The sequence below is a fragment of the Streptomyces sp. CA-249302 genome, from assembly GCF_050936785.1.
Lineage (GTDB): Bacteria > Actinomycetota > Actinomycetes > Streptomycetales > Streptomycetaceae > Streptomyces.
The window spans coordinates 10,341,759-10,360,439 of the sequence record NZ_JBNJMG010000001.1 but is presented as its reverse complement, the minus strand read 5'-3'; the positions used below and the strand labels follow the sequence as shown (position 1 = coordinate 10,360,439).

General features: G+C 72.9%; 12 protein-coding genes and 3 pseudogenes. 7 read left to right on the top strand and 8 right to left on the bottom strand.

What is annotated here, in order from left to right; translation table 11 throughout:
* A complete protein-coding gene (gene rfbC / locus ACQEWB_RS46890) occupies positions 1–609 on the top strand; it encodes a dTDP-4-dehydrorhamnose 3,5-epimerase (protein ID WP_432842591.1) in 609 nt (202 codons plus the stop codon).
* Here rfbC and ACQEWB_RS46885 read toward each other — a convergent pair.
* The 6 genes and pseudogenes from ACQEWB_RS46885 to ACQEWB_RS46860 all read right to left on the bottom strand — a co-directional run bounded on the left by ACQEWB_RS46885 (position 599) and on the right by ACQEWB_RS46860 (position 5,682).
* Positions 599–1,402, bottom strand: a complete 804-nt coding sequence (locus tag ACQEWB_RS46885; RefSeq protein WP_432842589.1) for a class I SAM-dependent methyltransferase — start codon at positions 1,400–1,402, stop codon at positions 599–601. The genes rfbC and ACQEWB_RS46885 overlap by 11 nt on opposite strands.
* A complete protein-coding gene (rfbD, locus tag ACQEWB_RS46880) occupies positions 1,399–2,271 on the bottom strand; it encodes a dTDP-4-dehydrorhamnose reductase (RefSeq protein ID WP_432842587.1) in 873 nt (290 codons plus the stop codon). The genes ACQEWB_RS46885 and rfbD overlap by 4 nt, the downstream gene beginning before the upstream one ends.
* On the bottom strand, positions 2,268–3,236 hold the full coding sequence (gene rfbB, locus ACQEWB_RS46875) for a dTDP-glucose 4,6-dehydratase (protein WP_432842585.1): 969 nt from the start codon (positions 3,234–3,236) through the stop codon (positions 2,268–2,270). Before rfbB ends, rfbD begins: the two co-directional genes overlap by 4 nt.
* Positions 3,233–4,299, bottom strand: a pseudogene (locus ACQEWB_RS46870) (glucose-1-phosphate thymidylyltransferase). Before ACQEWB_RS46870 ends, rfbB begins: the two are co-directional and overlap by 4 nt.
* Before the next feature lie 103 nt (positions 4,300–4,402).
* Positions 4,403–4,573 (bottom strand): hypothetical protein, encoded by a 171-nt coding sequence (locus tag ACQEWB_RS46865; protein WP_432842583.1) that lies wholly within the window; start codon positions 4,571–4,573, stop codon positions 4,403–4,405.
* Positions 4,574–4,713: 140 nt separating this feature from the next.
* Positions 4,714–5,682, bottom strand: a complete 969-nt coding sequence (locus ACQEWB_RS46860; RefSeq protein WP_432842581.1) for an alpha/beta hydrolase — start codon at positions 5,680–5,682, stop codon at positions 4,714–4,716.
* A 140-nt stretch (positions 5,683–5,822) separates the two neighbouring features.
* Here ACQEWB_RS46860 and ACQEWB_RS46855 point away from each other — a divergent pair, with 140 nt between their 5' ends.
* On the top strand, positions 5,823–6,278 hold the full coding sequence (locus tag ACQEWB_RS46855; RefSeq protein WP_432842579.1) for a MarR family winged helix-turn-helix transcriptional regulator: 456 nt from the start codon (positions 5,823–5,825) through the stop codon (positions 6,276–6,278).
* On the opposite strand, the gene ACQEWB_RS46850 is transcribed toward ACQEWB_RS46855, so the two are convergent.
* The gene (locus tag ACQEWB_RS46850) at positions 6,265–8,706 is read right to left on the bottom strand and encodes a SpoIIE family protein phosphatase (protein ID WP_432842577.1); all 2,442 of its coding nucleotides are present in this window, start codon (positions 8,704–8,706) and stop codon (positions 6,265–6,267) included. The genes ACQEWB_RS46855 and ACQEWB_RS46850 overlap by 14 nt on opposite strands.
* 196 nt (positions 8,707–8,902) lie before the next feature.
* Here ACQEWB_RS46850 and lanKC point away from each other — a divergent pair, with 196 nt between their 5' ends.
* The 4 genes from lanKC to ACQEWB_RS46830 all read left to right on the top strand — a co-directional run bounded on the left by lanKC (position 8,903) and on the right by ACQEWB_RS46830 (position 15,682).
* Positions 8,903–11,446 (top strand): class III lanthionine synthetase LanKC, encoded by a 2,544-nt coding sequence (lanKC, locus tag ACQEWB_RS46845; RefSeq protein WP_432842575.1) that lies wholly within the window; start codon positions 8,903–8,905, stop codon positions 11,444–11,446.
* 73 nt (positions 11,447–11,519) lie between these two features.
* Positions 11,520–11,636: a SapB/AmfS family lanthipeptide gene (locus tag ACQEWB_RS46840; protein WP_391689209.1), complete on the top strand. Its 117-nt coding sequence runs from the start codon at positions 11,520–11,522 to the stop codon at positions 11,634–11,636.
* Between the two features lie 115 nt (positions 11,637–11,751).
* On the top strand, positions 11,752–13,458 hold the full coding sequence (locus tag ACQEWB_RS46835; protein ID WP_432842573.1) for an ABC transporter ATP-binding protein: 1,707 nt from the start codon (positions 11,752–11,754) through the stop codon (positions 13,456–13,458).
* 190 nt (positions 13,459–13,648) lie between these two features.
* Positions 13,649–15,682: an ATP-binding cassette domain-containing protein gene (locus ACQEWB_RS46830; RefSeq protein WP_432842571.1), complete on the top strand. Its 2,034-nt coding sequence runs from the start codon at positions 13,649–13,651 to the stop codon at positions 15,680–15,682.
* On the opposite strand, the pseudogene ACQEWB_RS46825 reads toward ACQEWB_RS46830, so the two are convergent.
* Positions 15,605–16,186: pseudogene (locus tag ACQEWB_RS46825) on the bottom strand (LuxR C-terminal-related transcriptional regulator); the annotation flags it as partial. The gene ACQEWB_RS46830 and the pseudogene ACQEWB_RS46825 overlap by 78 nt on opposite strands.
* Before the next feature lie 268 nt (positions 16,187–16,454).
* Between ACQEWB_RS46825 and ACQEWB_RS46820 the strand changes: the two are divergent.
* Positions 16,455–18,598 (top strand): annotated as a pseudogene (locus tag ACQEWB_RS46820) (PP2C family protein-serine/threonine phosphatase).
* Positions 18,599–18,681 lie beyond the last annotated feature (83 nt).

The following is an 18,681-nucleotide window of genomic DNA, read 5'->3' as shown; positions in this document are numbered from 1 at the left end:
TTGCGATCACTGGGGATTGCCGGCGCCTGGGCGCTCGAACCGAAGGTCTTCCCGGACGAGCGGGGCAGCTTCCACGAGTGGTACCGCGGGGCCGAGTTCCGCGAGGCCACCGGGTACGACCTGTCGCTCGCGCAGGCCAACTGCTCGGTCTCCCGCTGGGGCGTGCTGCGCGGGGTGCACTTCTCCGACGTGCCGCCCGGACAGGCCAAGTACGTCACGTGTGTGCGCGGCGCGGTCCTCGACGTGGTCGTCGACCTGCGGGTCGGCTCGCCGACGTTCGCTCAGTGGGAGGCGCTGCGCCTCGACGACGACACCCGGCACGCGCTGTTCCTGGCCGAGGGCCTCGGGCACGCCTTCATGGCCCTCACCGACGACGCGACGGTGGTGTACCTGTGTTCGACGGGGTACGCGCCGGAGCGCGAGCACGGTATCGACCCGCTCGACCCCGACCTGGGCATCGTCTGGCCCGAGGGCATCACCCCGGTGCTGTCCCCGAAGGACGCGCAGGCTCCGTCGCTGGCGGCGGCCCGGCGGACCGGGCTGCTGCCGTCGTACGAAGCCTGCGTCGCCCGCTACGAGGAGCTGACGGGGCGGCCGTTCAGCGGCTGACGGCGAACGGCTCCAGGGCCGAGTTCAGCGCCTTCCAGCCGCGGGACCGGTTCAGGCCGCGGTTGCGGGCGCGGACCAGCGGGCGCCAGAAGTCGGCTCCCATCAGCGTCTCCGGCTTGACCGCCTTCACCCGCTCCAGGATCGCCTCGGGCACCTTCTGCGGGTCCGGCACCTCGAACTCGGCGATGATCTCGTCGTACTTGTCCTTGAGGACGGTGTTCTTGGGGTCGGCGCCGAAGACGACCAGCTGACCGGTGGGCTGGGTGTCGACGAGGACGGTCACCAGGTCCGGGCGGTAGCGGTTCAGGATCTCGATGACCTTGTAGACGTCGCCGGTCCAGGCCGTGGTGTGCCGGTCGCGGGCCGCCTCGTCGATGCTGCGCGGCAGCATGTCGTCGAAGACGATGACGCTGGCCCAGTCGGCGTGCTTCTCGATGTTGATGAAGTCCCGCAGCGCGTACTCGAACAGGTGCATGCCGTCGATGAACGCCAGGTCCAGCGTGGTGCGCCGCCAGTAGCCGAACGGGCTGCGGCCCCGGCGCAGGTTGCGCACGGGGTGCCGGCCGCCGCGCAGGTGCTGGAGGGGGTTGTCGCGGGCGAAGAAGTCGTCGCTGGTGGCCTTCACCAGGTGGACGTCGCACTTGATCTCCGTGACGACCTTGAACGCGGGGTCGACCGCGATGCTGGGGACGCGGGACAGCTTGAGGCTGCGGCCGTCGTTGACCCCGATCTCCAGGTAGTTGCGGTTGGCGGTGACCTTGTGCAGTTCCCGCAGGAACTCATGGCGTTTCACGAAGGGGACTCCTTGCGGATCAGGGGAAGTGCCTCGTGCAGGGCGGCGCGCCAGTCCCGCAGGGGCGGCAGGCCGAGTTCCTGCCAACGGCCGTGGGCGAGGGCGCTGTACGCGGGGCGGGGTGCCGGGCGCGGGAAGGCCCCGCTGCCGACGGGCCGCACCCGGTCGGGATCGGCGCCCAGGCCGGCGAAGACCTCGCGGGCCAGCTCGTACCAGCTGGTCTCGCCGGAGCTGGTGGCGTGGAAGACACCGCTCGCGCCGCGGCCCAGGTGCGGGCCCAGGTCGGCGAGGCGTGCGGCGACGTCCGCGCTCCAGGTGGGCTGCCCACGCTGGTCGTCGACGACGTCGAGGGTGTCTCGGCGGGACTCCAGGTCGATCATCGTGCGGACGAAGCTACGCCCGTGGACGCCGTAGAGCCAAGCGGTTCGCACGATTGCGCTCGATGTGGGGAGTTCCTCCGAAACGGCCCGCTCGCCGACGAGTTTGGTGCGGCCGTAGGCGGTGCGCGGGGCGGCCGGGTGGTCCTCGGGGTACGGGGTGGCGGCGGTGCCGTCGAAGACGTAGTCGGTGGAGACGTGGATGAGGCGGGCGCCGTGGGCGGCGCAGGCGCGGGCGAGGTGGCGCGGGCCGTCGCCGTTGATGCGCAGGGCGCGGTCCTCGTCGGTCTCGGCGTCGTCGACGGCCGTGTACGCGGCACAGTTGACGACCAGTTCGGGGTGGTGGACGGTCAACGCGCCCTCCACCGCGAGGGGTTGGGTGATGTCGAGGGCCGCGTGGTCGAGGCCGGTCACGTCCGCGCCGCGTCGGCGCAGTTCCTCGACCGTGTCCCGGCCGAGCATGCCGCCGGCGCCGGTGACCAGCCACCTCATGCCGGCCGCCGTTTCAGGGGCTCCCACCAGGCTCTGTTGTCCCGGTACCAGATGATGGTGTCGGCGAGGCCGGTGGTGAAGTCGTGGCGCGGGCGGTAGCCGAGCTCGTCGCGGGCCTTGCTCCAGTCGACCGAGTAGCGCAGGTCGTGGCCCTTGCGGTCCTCGACGTACCGCACCCGGTCCCAGTCGGCGCCGCAGGCCTCCAACAGCAGTCCGGTGAGCTCCTTGTTGCTGAGCTCGGTGCCGCCGCCGATGTTGTAGACCTCCCCCGGGCGGCCCTGTGTCCGCACCAGTTCCACGCCCTGGACATGGTCCTCGACGTGCAGCCAGTCGCGGACGTTGAGCCCTTCGCCGTAGAGCGGGACCTTCAGGCCGTCGAGGAGGTTCGTCACGAACAGCGGGATGACCTTCTCGGGATACTGGTGCGGGCCGTAGTTGTTGGAGCAGCGGGTGACGCGGACGTCCAGGCCGTGGGTGCGGTGGTAGGCGAGGGCGAGCAGGTCGGAGGAGGCCTTGGACGCGGAGTAGGGCGAGTTGGGGCCCAGTGGGTGGTCCTCCGGCCAGGAGCCGGACTCGATGGAGCCGTAGACCTCGTCGGTGGAGATGTGCACGAAGGGCCCCACCCGGTGGCGCAGGGCCGCGTCGAGGAGGGTCTGGGTGCCCACCACGTTGGTGAGGACGAAGTCGGTGGCCCCGCTGATGGAACGGTCGACGTGGGACTCGGCGGCGAAGTGCACCACCTGGTCGGCCTCGCCCATCAGTTTGTCGACGAGTTCGGCGTCGCGGATGTCGCCCTGCACGAAGTCCAGCCGGGGATGGCCGAGTTCGAGGTTGTCGAGGTTGCCGGCGTAGGTCAGCTTGTCCAGCACGGTGATCCGCGGTGCGTCGGGCGCGTCGGAGGCGAGCAGGGTGCGGACGTAGCAGGAGCCGATGAAGCCGGCGGCACCGGTGACGAGAAGGTTCATGTATGGATCTGCACCTTGCTGTGGTCGCCGAGGACGAGGCGGTGGGCGCTGGGCACACTGGGGGCCGGCGTCACCTCGACGTGCCGGCCGATCAGGGAGTTCTCGATCCGGCCCACGCCGAGGATCGAGGAGTCGCGCAGCACGATGGAGAACTCCAGCTCGCTGTCGGTGATCCGGCAGTTCTCCGCGACGGAGGTGAAGGGGCCGACGTAGGAGTCCTGGACCACGGTGCCGGCGCCGATCACCACCGGTCCGACGATGCGTGAGCGCTCGATGCGGGCGCCCTCCTCCACCACGACCCGCCCGATCGTCTCGGACTCCTCGTCCACCTCGCCGTCGATGCGGCGCTCGGCGACCTCCAGGACGGACCGGTTGACCTCGAGCATGTCGACGACGTTCCCGGTGTCCTTCCAGTAGCCCTTGATGACCGTGCAACGGACGTCGGCGTGGCTGTCGATGAGGTGCTGGATGGCGTGGGTGATCTCCAGTTCGCCGCGCCAGGAGGGGCGGATGGCGCGGACCGCGTCGTGGATGCGCGGCGTGAAGAGGTAGACGCCCACCAGGGCGAGGTCGCTCTTGGGGTGTTCGGGTTTCTCCTCCAGGCCGATGACCTGGCCGCTCGCGTCGAGTTCGGCGACGCCGAAGGAGCGGGGGTCGGCCACTTTGGTCAGGAGGATCTGGGCGTCGGGGCGGTTGCCGCGGAACTCGTCGACGAGGGCGGTGATGCCGCCGACGATGAAGTTGTCGCCGAGGTACATCACGAAGTCGTCCTCGCCCAGCCAGTCCCGCGCGATCAGTACCGCGTGGGCCAGCCCGAGGGGCCGCTCCTGGGGATGTAGGTGATCTCCAGACCGAACTTGGATCCGTCGCCGACCGCTTCCTGGATCTCGGCGGCGGTGTCGCCCACGATCACGCCGACCTCGGTGATGCCGGCGGCGGCGATGGATTCCAGTCCGTAGAAGAGCACGGCCTTGTTGGCCACGGGCACCAGTTGCTTGGCCGATGTGTGTGTGATCGGCCTGAGGCGTGTTCCGGCACCGCCGGACAGCACGAGAGCCTTCATCTGCTTCACCATAGCGTCGATCGGTGTAAAGCGACCGTTCGGCGATTGGCCGCCTGGTTACGGGAGCGCCGTGGCTGCGGTGTACGGGCGGTGAAGCGGCCGGTCAGTCCTCGCCGCGCACGATGTTCCACTCGGGGGCCGTTCGGGGGGTGCTGTCGTCCAGCACGGCCGGCACGCAGGTCCGCACGACGCCCTTGCCACGGCGGTCGCGGGTCTTCGCCCAACCGGTCCGGGGCCGGTGGATGACGAGCTTGTCGTCGATATGGGTCGTCACGGCGGGTCATCTTCCTTCTGCGTCGATGCTCGGGGACCGGGTCCCCGGCGGCGCCGAGATCAAACGCCGTGCGCGGCGCGGGCCGAAGTGGCCTGCGGGGCGGGCCCGTTGGGGTGCGCGCCCGCCCCGCGGCCGGGTGCTCAGGCGGTGCCGAGGGCCTCGCGCAGGGTGGCGACGGCCTGCCGGACGGCGGCCTCGGCGGCGTGCGTCCCGCGCAGGGCGTCGAGCATCACGAAGTCGTGGATGATCCCCTGGTAACGGACGGCGGTGACCGGAACCCCGGCCTCGCGCAGCCTGCCCGCGTAGGCCTCGCCCTCGTCGCGCAGCACGTCGGCCTCACCGGTGATGACGAGGGCCGGGGGCAGCCCGGCGAGCTGCTCGGTCGAGGCCCGCAGCGGGGACGCGGTGATCTGGGCGCGCTCCGCCTCGTCGGTCGTGTACTGGTCCCAGAACCACTGCATGGCGTCCCGGCGCAGGAAGTAGCCCTCTGCGAACTGGTGATAGGAGGGTGTGTCGAAGTTCGCGTCGGTGACGGGGTAGAACAGCACCTGCTGGACCAGCGGGACCTCGCCGCGCTGCTTGGCCATCAGGGTCAGAGCAGCGGTCATGTTGCCGCCGACCGAGTCGCCGGCCACCGCGATGCGGGTGGCGTCCAGGTCCTTGGCGGCGCCCTGCCGGACGACCCAGCGGGCGACGGCGTAGTTCTGCTCGATGGCGACCGGGTAGCGGGCCTCGGGCGACAGGTCGTACTCGGGGAAGACCACCGCGGCGCCGGTGCCGACGGCGAGTTCGCGGACCAGCCGGTCGTGGGTGTGGGCGTTGCCGAAGACCCAGCCGGCGCCGTGGATGTAGATGATCACCGGGAGGGTGCCGGTGGCGCCCGCGGGCCGGACGATGCGGGCCCGGACCTGCCCGGTGGGGCCGCCCTCGACGGTCACCCACTCCTCGTCGACGGCGGGCTTCGCGATGTCGCCGGACTGCACCTCGTCCACGGCCTTGCGGCCCTCGGCCGGGCCGAGGTCGAAGAGGTACGGCGGGTTGGCGGTGGCCTCGGCGAAGGCCTGGGCGGCGGGTTCGAGGACGGGGCGGGGTGCGGTGCTGCCGGTCATTTCGGGCTCCTCGGATCGGGTGAGACAGATAGTAGCGCTCGATTTAGTCGTGCACAACTAATTAGCCCTCGATAGAATAGGACGGACCCGAAGATAGAGTGGTGATCGTCGTGAGCAGCACAGCAACCGGGAGCCGAGCCATGAGCCCAGCCGCAGCCGAGCCGAGCGAGGGATCGCTCCTCCTCGACGACCAGCTCTGCTTCGCGCTGTACGCCGCCTCCCGCGCCGTCACCGCGCGCTACCGCCCACTGCTGGACGAACTCGCCCTGACCTACCCGCAGTACCTGGTGATGCTCGTGCTGTGGGAACAGGACTCGATCTCGGTGCGCGACCTGGGCGCCGCGCTCCAGCTTGAGTCCAGCACGCTGTCGCCGCTGCTGAAGCGGCTGGAGGCGAACGGGCTGCTGCGGCGGGAGCGCCGGGTCGAGGACGAGCGCTCCGTGGCGATCCGCCTCACCGAGGCGGGCGCCGGGCTCCGCGACCGGGCCGGCACGGTGCCGCTCGCCATCGGCGACGCGATGGGCCTGACGCCCGAGCAGGACGCCCTGGCGAAGCAGTTGCTGCGGCTGATCACCGCCAACGTCAGCGAGGGCTGAGCGCCAGCTCGGCCCACACCTGCTTGCCACCGCTCACCGGCACCGTCCCCCACACGTCCGACATGGCCTCGACGAGCAGGATGCCGCGGCCGCCGGTGGCCTCCCAGCTGATGCTGGTCGGCTTCACCGGGGTGCGGGGCGAGGAGTCGGCGACCGCGACGCGCATCCGGTCGTCGAGCAGGGTGAGGTCGAGGCGGACCTGTCCTTCGGTGTGCACCAGGGCGTTGGTGACCAGTTCGGAGACGACCAGCAGGACGCCGTCCATGTCGTCGCGGGGCACACCCCAGGCGCGCAGGATGCGCCGGGTGAACCGGCGGGCGTGTCCGACCGCCTCGGGGACGCGCCAGACCGTCCAGCTCTCGCGCAGCGGACGCAGCGCCATGCCGTCGTAGCGCAGCAGGAGCAGGGCGACGTCGTCGCTGCGCCGGGCGTTGCCGAGCAGGGCGTCGGCGACCAGACCGAGGTGGGCGGGGTCGGAGACGGCGAGTTCGTGGGCGACCCGGTCGAGGCCGTCGTCGATGTCGGCCTCGGCGGACTCGACCAGGCCGTCCGTCATCAGCGCGACCACGGTGCCGGGCCGGAGCCGGAGCAGGCTCATCGGGAAGTCGGCCTGCGTCAGCACGCCCAGCGGGGGTCCGCCGTCCGTCTCGGGGATCTCGGTACTGCCGTCGGGGTGGCGCAGCACCGGCGGCAGATGGCCGGCCCGGACGTACCAGGCGGAGCCCTCCTCCATGTCCACGTCGACATAGCAGCAGGTGGCGAAGAGGTCGGTCTCCAGGTCGGCCAGGAGGCGGTTGGCGTGCGAGACGACCACGTCCGGCGGGTGGCCCTCGACGGCGTAGGCGCGCAGCGCGGTGCGCATCTGGCCCATCAGGGTGGCGGCGCCCGCGTTGTGGCCCTGGACGTCGCCGATGACGAGGCCGACGTGGTTGTCGGGGAGCGGGATCACGTCGTACCAGTCGCCGCCGACCTCGAGGCCCGCCGTGGTGGGCAGATAGCGGGCGACGGCGACCGCGCCGGGCAGTTTGGGAAGGCGGCGCGGGAGCAGCTGGCGCTGGAGCATGCCGACGAGTTCGTGCTCGGCGTCGAAGGCGTGGGCGCGCATCAGGGCCTGCCCGGCGAGGCCGGCGGAGGCGGTGAGCAGGGCGCGTTCGTCGGGCCCGAACTCGTGCGGGGCGTCCCAGCCGATGAGGCAGGCGCCGGCCATACGGCCCCCGGCGGGCAGCGGCAGGACGGCGAGGCCGCCGGGGCCGACGTCCGCGAGGCCGGGCTCGAGGGCGGTGCCTGCGGGCCAGATCTGGGCGCGGCCCTCACGCAGGGCGGCGGCGAGGGTGGGCATGGCCCGCACAGGGGCGTCGGGCCACTCGGAGCGCCACTCCAGGCGCCACAGTTCGGGCCAGGACTCGGGTTCGGGCGGGTCGAGTACGGTCACGACGAGCCGCTCGTTCTCCAGTTCGGCGAGCGCGATGCGGTCGGCCTGGAGCGGCTTGCGCAGGGCGGAGACCACGGCCTGGCTGACGTCGCGGACGGTGCCGGCGGTGGCCAGGGCGGCGGCGAGCCGCTGGACGCGGGCCACGTCGGTGACGTCGGAGCGCAGCTTGGAGGCGTCGGCGACGGTGCCGACGAGTCGGGCGGGCCGGCCCTCGCCGCCCGGCAGCAGCCGGCCGCGCAGCCGGAGCCACTTCGGCGGACCGGACGGCTGGAGCACCCGGAACTCCAGCTCGCGCTCGCCGATGGACATGTGGTCCGCCTCGACGACGGACATCAGCGAGGGCAGGTCCTCCGGGACGGTCAGGCCCAGCAGGGTCTCGACCTTGCCGTCGAACTCGTCACGGGTGAGGGCGAACAACTCCAGGATGTCGTCGCCGACCTCGCCCCGGCCGGTGTCCAGGGCCAGCACGAACGCGTTCGCGGGCAGTTCGCCGCCCTCGGCGGCGGGGGCCCGGACGGGCGTGCCGACGGCGTCGGCGATCAGCTCCAGGCACTTGCGGTCCTCGGTGTCGAAGCCGTCCGGCCGCTCGGTCACCGCCAGCAGGCATCCGCCGCCGTCGTCCCCGCGCGCGGGCAGCACCGCCAGGGAGAACTCCCGCGACGGCGCCCGCCGCGACACGGCGAGCTCCTTGGACCCGAGCCACAGCGTCCGGCCGGCCCGACAGCCGTCGGCCACCGGCGAGTGCCCGGAGCGCGGATAGCTGTCCCGCACCCCGAACAGCGACCCCGGTACGCCCGCCGACTCCACCAGGCACAGCAGCTCGCCGTCCTCCCCCGGCGCGTACACGGCGACGAAGACCGCGCCGGCGAAGACGAGCGCCTGTTCCAGGACGCGGCGCACCCTTTCGGGCGAGGCCGGACCGTCGGTGAGCGCTTTCAGGGCACCTTCGGCACGCAGAGTCCTCGTTCTGCGTCCCTCGCCGCCCTCACTGACCACGTCCGCAATTACAGCGCGTATGAGGCGTCTGCGCAGCCCCTGTGAGCGTTTCGTGGAGGTCAGCGGGCGTGTCCGGTCGAAAGGCGCCGAACATGTCTTAACGCATGCGTACCGCACGGTGATCTCGTGACAGGCGTGACTGTCCCGGGCCTCGGCACGGCTGGAAGTCTCGTTGCCGGGCCACGGAGGGGGTTCGATGGACAAGCGGTACGAGGTGTACGCGCTCGCGGACAGACACTTCTACGAGACGCCGGACCGGCTGACCGCGGCCGGCCGGCAGGCGGCACCCCTGTTCGAGACCGCTCGCCGCGAGGTGCCCGAGGGGTGGCGGGCGGCGCGGATCGGGGACTGGCTGACGCTGACGCCGCCGGCCGCCCAGGGCGCCCCGGCGCAGGGCTGGAAGATCCACGCCTCGGCCACCCGGGCGAACGCCGAGCGGATCGCCGCGATCGTGTGGGACTACTGCGTGCCGCGCCGCATCCCGTTCAAGTTCGTCCCGGGCCCGCACCTGCTCCACCTGCGCAACACCAAGTACGCCGGCCGCGGCACCAGCGGCAAGTTCATCACCGTCTACCCGGCCGACGAGGACCAACTGCACCTCACCCTAAGGGAGTTGGGCAAACTACTGGAGGGCTTCGAGGGCCCGTACATCCTCACCGATCTCCGCTGGTACGACGGTCCGCTGTACGTCCGCTACGGCGCCTTCGCGCGCACCTTCACCGTCGACGAGCGGGGCTCGCTGGTGCCGGCGGTGCGGGACGGCGGAGGCCGGCTGGTGCCCGACCGGCGGGCGCCGTCCTTCCAGGTGCCCGAATGGGTGACCCTGCCCACCTTCCTCGAACCGCACCTCGCGGCGCGCAACACCACGACCGTGGGCGACCTGCCGTACCGCATCGAGAAGGCGCTGCACTTCTCCAACGGCGGCGGGGTGTACGCGGGCACCGACACCCGGGACGGACGCAAGGTGGTCCTGAAGGAGGGGCGGCCGCACGCGGGGCTGGCCTCCGACGGCGCGGACGCGATCGCCCGCCTCGAGCGGGAGAAGCTGGCGCTGGAGCAGGTGGCGGGGACCGGTGTGGTGCCCGAGGTGCGGGACTGGTTCATGCTGGGCGAGCACCGGTTCCTGGTCATGGACCTCGTCGAGGGGCGCCCGCTCAACTCCTTCTTCGCGCAGCGGCATCCGCTGCTCACCCCGGACCCCGATCCGCACGCCGTGACCGCCTACGCCGAGTGGGCGGTGCGCATCCACGGGGCGGTGGAGCGGGCGGTGGAGGCCGTGCACGCGCGCGGGATCGTCTTCAACGACCTGCACGTCTTCAACATCATGGTCGCGCCGGACGAGGAGTCCGTCTTCCTCATCGACTTCGAGGCGGCGGCCCCGGCGGCGGAGAACGGCCGCCAGGTCGTCGCCCACCCGGGCTTCTTCGCCCCGCCCGACCGCACCGGCGCCGACGTCGACCGCTACGCCCTGGCCTGTCTGCGGCTCGCGCTGTTCCTGCCGGTCACCACCCTGTTCGTGGTCGACCGGGGCAAGGCGGCCCACCTTGCAGACGTGATCGCGGAGCAATTCCCGGACGTACCACGGGAGTTCCTGGACGAGGCGGTCACGGAGATCACGCGGGGCGCCGAGCTGGGTGCGCCCGCCTTCGTGCGGCCCGGCGACTGGCCGCACAGCCGGGAGTCGATGGTCAAGGCGATCCTCGCCTCGGCCACCCCGGAACGCGACGACCGGCTCTTCCCGGGCGACATCGCCCAGTTCTCCGACGGCGGCGGCCTCGGCCTCGCCCACGGCGCGGCCGGCGTACTCCACGCGCTGGCCGAATCCGGCGAGCGTTACGAGGAGGGCGAACGCTGGCTGCTCGCCCACACCGCACCGCCTCCGGTCGGTACGCCGCTCGGTCTGTACGACGGTCTCGCGGGCGTCGCCCACGTGCTGGACCGGCTCGGCCACCGCGAACGGGCCCTGGACCTGATCGAAGGCATCCTGGCCGAGAAATGGCAGAACCTCTCCTCCGACCTGCACGGCGGCCTGGCCGGCCTCGGCCTGGTCCTCGGTGAACTCGCCCGCACGACCGGTGAGTCGGAGCTCGCCGCGCGGGCCGCCGAGGCCGCGGACATCCTCGTACGACGTCTCGCCGAACCACCCGCCCAGAAGCGCCGGCGCCGGGCCGGGCTGATGCGAGGGGCCAGCGGGCCCGCGCTGTTCCTGCTGCGGCGGTACGAGGAGACCGGTGAACCACGGCTGCTGGAAGCCGCCGTGGTGGCGTTGCGCCGGGACCTGGAGTGCTGTGTGGTGCGCGAGGGCGGGGCGCTGGAGGTCGACGAGGGGTGGCGGACGCTGCCGTATCTCGGCGACGGGAGCGCGGGCGTGGGGATGGTCCTCGACGACCACCTCGTCCACTCGGCCGACGTGAGCGGGGACTTCGCGCAGGTGCGCGAAGGGATCCTCACCGCGGCGACCTGCCGCTTCTATGCGCAGCCCGGCCTGTTCCAAGGTCGTGCCGGGATGATCCTGCACCTCGCCCGCACCGGCGCCGACCCGGGCCGGCTCGCCGAACAGATCGACGGGCTCGGCTGGTTCGCGATGGCCTACCAGGGCCAACTCGCCTTCCCCGGGCACCAGATGATGCGGCTCTCCATGGACCTCGCGACCGGAACGGCAGGCTGCCTCCTCGCGCTCGACGCGGCCACCGGGGGCACCGCCCACCTGCCGTTCCTCCAGCCGCTCCGGCGGCCCTGATGACGCGGCTCCGCAACCGGGCGGAGTCGTGACGCCACCCCGTCCCCACGGGTGAACACGGAAGGAAAACGAGATGGCACTGCTCGACCTGCAGACGATGGAGTCCGACGAACACACCGACGGCGGCGGCGCGAGCACCGTCAGCCTGCTCTCCTGCATCAGCGCGGCGAGCGTTCTGCTCTGTCTCTGACGCTCCATCGAGCACCGTGCGCATGCGGCTCCGGGCGGTCCGCTCCCTTCCGGGGAGGGGCCGCCCGGGGTCCTGCGCACCGCCCTTCTTCTCCTGACTGGGAGGCCGCGGCCGCATGACGACTCGTGCCGACACCGCACCGACGCCCCCATTGGCCAGTCTCGCCACCCGGCACAGCGCGAGCCGCTGCGCGGCCCTGTGTCTGGTGAGCACGGCCTCGACCGGGGTCGTCCTGCTGCTGCCCGCCGCGCTCGGCCGGACCCTGGACCTGCTGCTCGCGCACGCCCCGGCGGCCCGCTGGGTGCTGTACTGCGCGGGGCTCGTCCTGCTGGCGGCCCTCTTCGACGCCTGCGACGCGGTGCTGGGCGGCACCGTCGACGCGCGCACGACGGCCTGGCTGCGGGGCCGGCTGGCCGGACATGTGCTGGCCCTCGGTCCTCGGGCCGGCGCGCGCTTCGGGTCCGGCGACCTGGTAGCCCGGCTGGTCGGGAACGCGGCGCAGGCCGGAACGGCTCCGGCCGCCCGCGCCGCGCTGGTCGCCGCGCTCGCCGGCCCGCTCGGGGGCGTGGTGGCGCTCGGCCTCGTCGACTGGCGGCTCGCGGCCGTCTTCCTCGGCGGGGCGCCGGTGCTGACGCTGCTGCTGCGGGCGTTCGCCCGGGACACGACCCGGTGCGTGGCCGACTACCAGCGGGTGCAGGGGCGGATCGCGACCTCGCTCGCGGAGGCGGTGGGGGGCAGTCGCACCGTCCGGGCGGCGGGTACGGCCGACCAGGAGGCGGCGCGGATCCTGCGGCCGCTGCCCGAACTCTCCCGCGCGGGGCATCGGATGTGGCGCGTGCAGGGGCGGGCGGCCGGACAGGCGAGCGCCGTGGCACCGCTGCTCCAGCTCGGTGTCGTCGCCGTCGCAGGGGTGCTGCTCGCCCGGCACCGGCTGACGGCCGGCGAGGTGCTGGCGGCGTCCCGTTACGCGGTGCTGGCGACCGGAGTCGGCGTGCTGGTGGGCCAGTTCGCGAGCCTGGCCAGGGCTCGGGCGGCCACGACCCGCCTCGACGAGGTGCTGACGGAGCCCGCCCCCGCCTACGGCGACCGCCGACTCCCGCCCGGTCCAGGGATGTTGGAGTTCCGAGCCGTGACGGCCCGACGCGGCGAACGCACCGTCCTCGACGGCGTCGACCTGGTCGTCCCCGGGGGCACGACACTCGCCGTGGTCGGCCGCTCCGGCGCGGGCAAGTCCCTGCTCACCGCACTCGCCGGCCGCCTCACCGACCCCGACGCAGGGGAGATCCTCCTGGACGGCGTCCCGCTGCCCGCCCTCCCCCACGACCACCTGCGCCGAGCCGTCGCCTACGCCTTCGACCGTCCCACCCTCCTCGGCACGACCATCGAGGACACGATCGCCCTAGGCCTCCCGTCCCCCTCCCCCACCAGGATCCGCGAGGCGGCCCACAAGGCCCGCGCGGACGACTTCGTCCGCCGCCTCCCCCACGGCTACGCCACCCCCTGCGCCGACGCCCCCCGCTCGGGCGGCGAGTCCCAACGCCTGGGCCTGGCAAGGGCGTTCGCCCACAACGGCCGCCTCCTCATCCTCGACGACGCCCTCTCCAGCCTCGACACGGTGACAGAGGTCCAGATCGCGGACGCGTTACTGGCCGACGGCTCGGGCACCACGCGCCTGATCGTCACGCACCGGGCGTCCACGGCGGCGCGGGCCGACGCCGTGGCCTGGCTGGACGGGGGGAAGGTGCGGGCGGTGAGCTCGCATGCGGAGTTGTGGCGGGATGCCGGGTATCGGGCGGTGTTCGGGGACGGGGGGTGTGGGTGAGCGGCGGGGCAAGGCTGCGGCGCGACATCGGATCGGGCCGTCCAGGGCGGTGCGAGGCCGGAGCGAACGACGGGGAGAGGCGGCGGCGCAACGCCGGATCATGCCATCCACGGCGACGCGCGGCCGACGCGAACGACGGAGCAAGGTCGTGGCACGGCGTCGGGCCCGGCCGACGGCGACGGGGGCGGGCATGAGTGGCAGGAGCGAGCCGCGCGGGCCGCGATTCCTACGCGCACGGAAGGCTGACATTCGCGGCGACGACACCTTGCGCGAGCCGCAATCCCGACAGGCGCGGAGAGGCGGCACGAGCGGCAGCGTCGGCCGACGCAAGCCGCGAACCCTCTGGCCTCGGCGGAGCAGCACGAGCGACAGCATCGGCCCGCGCGGGCTGCGATTCCTGCGGGCGCGCCGGCGGGTTGTCGTGCGGCTCGGGGGGTGGTCCCTGGTGGAGGCGGGGCAGACCTTTCTCACCGGGTATGCCCCGGCGCGCGCCCTCGACGAGGGGTTTCTGGACGGGCGGGCCGGGGTCGGGCTCGGGTGGCTCGGGGTGGCCGGGATCGGCGTGGTCCTGGGGGCATACGGCACCGCGCGCGTGTACGCGGCCGTCGCCGCGCTGGTCGAACCCCTGCGGGACCGGCTCGTCGAGCGGGTCGTCCGGCGCGGGGTGCGGGAGGCCGACAGCGGGGCGCTGTCCGGGCTGACCCAACAGGTCGAGATCGCCCGGGACACCTTCGCCGGGCTGGTGATGATCTCGCGGTCGTTCGTGTTCACGGCCGTGGGGGCGCTGGCGGGGCTGGTCTCCCTCGATCCGCTTCTGCTGCTGGTCGTCGGGCCCCCGCTGCTCGCCGGCGTCGCCCTGTTCGCGGCGACGCTGCGGCCGCTGGCCCGCAGGCAGGAGCGATTCCTCGTGGCCGACGAGGCGCTGGCCGGTCAGTGGGGTGCCGTCTGCCCGGGCCTCCGGGACATCACGGCGACCGGCGCGGAGGAACGCATCGCCGCCGACACCGGGGAACGTATCGCCGCCGAATTCGGCGCCGCCCGTTCCCTCGCCCGCTGGGGCGTCCTGCGCGTGGCGTCCCTCGCGATCGGCGGCCAACTCCCGATCGTCCTCCTCCTCGCCGCCGCCCCCTGGCTGCTCGCCCGAGGCGTCACCACAGGCGCCCTGGTCGGCGCCCTCGCCTACGTCACCCAGTCCCTGCTCCCGGCCCTCCGGAACCTGGTACACGGGCTCGGCACGAGCGGCTCCCGCCTGACGGTGGTACTGCGCCGGCTCGCGCCGGGCGGCTCCGCTGACGCCGCCCGGTCCGACACTCCCGCCGAGCACCCTCGACCGAAGTCCGATGCACCCGCCCTCTCCCTGACCTCCGTCACCTTCGCCTACGGTCCCACCGCCGCCCCCGTCATCGAGGACCTCGACCTCGCCCTCCCGCCCGGCTCCCACCTTGCCGTCGTCGGACCCAGCGGCATCGGCAAGTCCACCCTCACCGCTCTCGTCGCCGGCCTGCTGCGACCCTGCTCCGGCACGATTCACGTCGGCGGGGCGCCGGTGCCCTCAGCCGCGGCCGCGACGCACCGCGTGCTCATTCCGCAGGAGGCGTACGTCTTCACCGGGCCCCTCGCCGAGAACCTCGGGCACTTCCGGCCGGACCCCGTGTCCGAGACGGAGTTGGGTGAAGCGGTGGAGGCGGTCGGGATGGGCGCGTTGGCCGAGCGGCTCGGCGGGCCGGAGGCCGACGTCGACCCGGCGGCGCTGTCGGCGGGCGAGCGGCAGCTCATCGCGCTCACCCGGGCCTATCTGTCGTACGCCCCGCTCGTCCTGCTCGACGAAGCTACCTGTCACCTGGACCCGCAGGCCGAGGCGCGCGCGGAGCGTGCGTTCGCGGCGCGGCCCGGCACCACCCTGGTCGTGGTCGCGCATCGGATCAGCTCGGCAAGGCGCGCGGACCGGGTGCTGGTGATGGACGGCACGGGGACCGCGTACGGGAGTCATGACGAGCTGCTGCGGGAATCGGCGCTGTACCGCGACCTCGTCGGCCGCTGGACGCCCGGCTCGGCGGGGCGTTCAGAGCCAGCCCTCCCCCTGCGAGATGCGGATCGCGTCGATGCGGTTGCGGGCCCCGGTCTTGCGGGTGATGGCCGCCATGTAGTTGCGCACGGTCCCGTGGGACAGATGCAGACTCCCCGCGATCTCCGCGACGGAGGCGCCCTCGGCGGCGAGGGATAAGACACTCAACTCCCGTCGGGTCAGCGGCATTTCGGCGGCCTTGAGGAAGCCGAAGCCGAGCGAGTCATGGACGAAACGTTTCCCCTCCGCGACCCGGCGGATCCCGTGCACCAGCTGGTCGGGCGAGCCCTCCTTGTCGACGTAGCCGAGCGCCCCCGCCTCGATCGCCCGCTTCAGCAGACCGGGCCGGTTCGCAGTGGCAAGGACGAGCAGCCTCGGCGGGATCCGGTCCGGGGTCCTCGGGCACAGGTCGCCGAGCGGTGGTATGCCGTACGCGTCCGAGCAGTCGAGGTCGACCGCGCAGACGTCGGGTCGCAGGCTCCGCACCCGGTGGGGTGCGCTGCGCCAGGGCGTGTCCTCGACCGCGAGGTCGGGTTCCCGGCGTAACCACTCCGCCAGGACCGATCGCACCAGACACGCGTCGTGCACCAGAAGTACCCGGATCACTGCCGCCGCCCCCTCAGCTCGCGTACGCCGGTTCCATGGTGTTGAACGCGTGCCCATTGTTCGCGCCCGTGACCGTTCATGGGCGCGAAGAACCGGCCATCGGGGTGCGCGGGGGCGCACGCGAGGTGCCCGTACACCGCCCCGCGCATCAACTGAGGGTGCATGGGTGCGGGGCTGCGGGGTACAGGGCGGTTCTCACCCGGTGCGGGCTCCCCTGCGCCGATGTCGAGCCGTTCCGCGCCCTCCTCCTCACCGCTCGCCGTGCGCGTCCGGCTCGCAGGGGGCAGATTTGATCCCTAGGACAGGGGACCGGCCGTGCGAGGAGGTGGTCGCCGTGTCCGACGGACGTACCTCCGCGCAGGGTCCGGTGGCCCCGCGGACGCGGGTGGGGCGGCCGCTGCTGTCCCTGGCGCTCGCCTCGATGATGGACGAGGTCCACGCGCACTCGGGCGCGGTGTACCTGCTGGCGGCCGAGGAACCGGTGCTGGAGATGGCCGTGATGGCGGGCCTGCCCCGGGCCTTCGCGGCGCCGTGGGAGCGGGTCGGGCTGAGCGCGCCGATCCCGGTGGCCCAGGCGGTGCGCGACCGGCGCCTGGTCTGGGTCGGCGGCGAGGAGGACATGGCCCAGCACTATCCGCGCATCGCGGTGGTGCTGCCGTATCCCTTCGCGCTGGCCGCGCTGCCGGTGGCGACCGCGTCCACGGCGTACGGCGCGGTCTTCGTGACCTGGCCGGGCTCGCATCCCCCGCAGCTGTCGGACCGGGAGCGGGAGCATCTGACGGCGGCCTGCGACCGGCTGGCGCTGCGGTTGGAGCGCGCCATGGAGGAGAGCCGTCCGCTGCTGCCGGAGCCGGATCTGCTCGCCGCGCCCACGGTGGGCGGGGTGGCCGGCACGCTGGGCACGGTGGAGGCGGCGCGGATGGTGGCCCGGCTGCCGTACGGGCTGTGCTCGCTGGATCTGCACGGCCGCGTCGCCTTCGCGAACGCGGCGGCGGCCGAGCTGATCGGCGTACCCGTCAGCCGGCTGCTCGGCACGCAGCTGTGGGCGTCGGTGCCGTGGCTGAACGATCCGGTGTACGAGGACCGCTACCGGGCCGCGCTGATCAGCCAGCACACCACCTCCTTCGTGGCGCTGCGGCCGCCCGGCGATTGGCTGTCGTTCCGGCTGTATCCCAACACGACCGGGCTGAGTGTGCGGGTGACCCGGGCGCGGGCGGTGGCGGAGATGGCCCGGGCCGGACCGCAGCCGGGTGACACCCCGTCCCGGCTGGTGACCATCTCCCAGGTGCTGACCCTGGCGGGGGCGCTCACCGAGGCGGTGGGGGTGCAGGACGTGGTGCAGCTGGTCGCGGACGAGGTCGCGCCGGCCGTGGGCAGCCAGGCGCTGGTCGTACTGGGGTCGCGGGCGGGGCGGCTGCATGTGCTGGGGCACCGGGGCTATCCGGACCCGCGGGTGGTGGAGCGGTTCGACGGGTTGCCGCTGGCCGAACCGACGCCGGGCGCGCACGCGTTGACCACCGGGGTGCCCGCGTTCTTCGACTCGCGGGAGGAGTTGGAGCGGCTGTATCCGTCCCGGCACGCCACCCCGGACGGCTTCGCGGCCTGGGCGTATCTGCCGCTGATCGCCTCCGGGCGACCGGTGGGCACGTGCGTGCTCGCCTACGCCGATCGGCACCCGTTCCCGGCGGACGAGCGCGCGGTGCTCACCAGTATCGGCGGACTGATCGCGCAGGCCCTGGAGCGCGCCCTGCTGTACGACGCCAAGCACCAGCTCGCGCACGGTCTGCAGGCGGCGCTGCTCCCCCACTCGCTGCCCCGGCTGCCCGGCATCGAGTCCGCCTCCCGCTATCTGCCCGCCACCCAGGGCATGGACATCGGCGGCGACTTCTACGACCTGGTGCCCACCCAGGGCATGGCTGCGGCCGTGATCGGGGACGTGCAGGGTCACAACGTGACGGCCGCCGGGCTGATGGGGCAGATACGTACGGCGGTACGGGCGTACACGACCGTCGGGCAGCCGCCGGAGGAGGTCATGCGCAGCACCAACCGGCTGCTGATCGACCTGGGTGTCGACCTGTTCGCCAGCTGCCTTTATCTGCGGCTGGATCCGGCGCGCGGGCGGGCCGTGATGGCCCGGGCCGGTCATCCGCCGCCGCTGCTGCGCCGCCCGGACGGGAAGGTGCGGGTGCTCGACCTGGCCGGGGGCCGCTGCTCGGCATCGACGGCCTGGCCGGCTATCCGACGACGGAGGTGGATCTCGCCCCCGGCTCCGTGCTCGCCCTGTACACCGACGGGCTGATCGAGTCGCCCGGCGTCGACATCGAGGACGCGCTGGCGGAGCTCGGGGAACGGCTGGGCGAGGCCGGGGAGCTGCCCCTGGACGAGCTGGCCGACCGTCTGATCAGGGACGGCGCGGGCACCCAGGAGCGGATCGACGACGTGGCCCTGTTGCTGCTCAGGGCCAGGTAGCCCGGCCGGACGCGACGACGGTCCGGCCCTCCCGCCGGAGGGCCGGACCGTCCACTGTCGACCGGAACCGCAGGCTCTGCCGA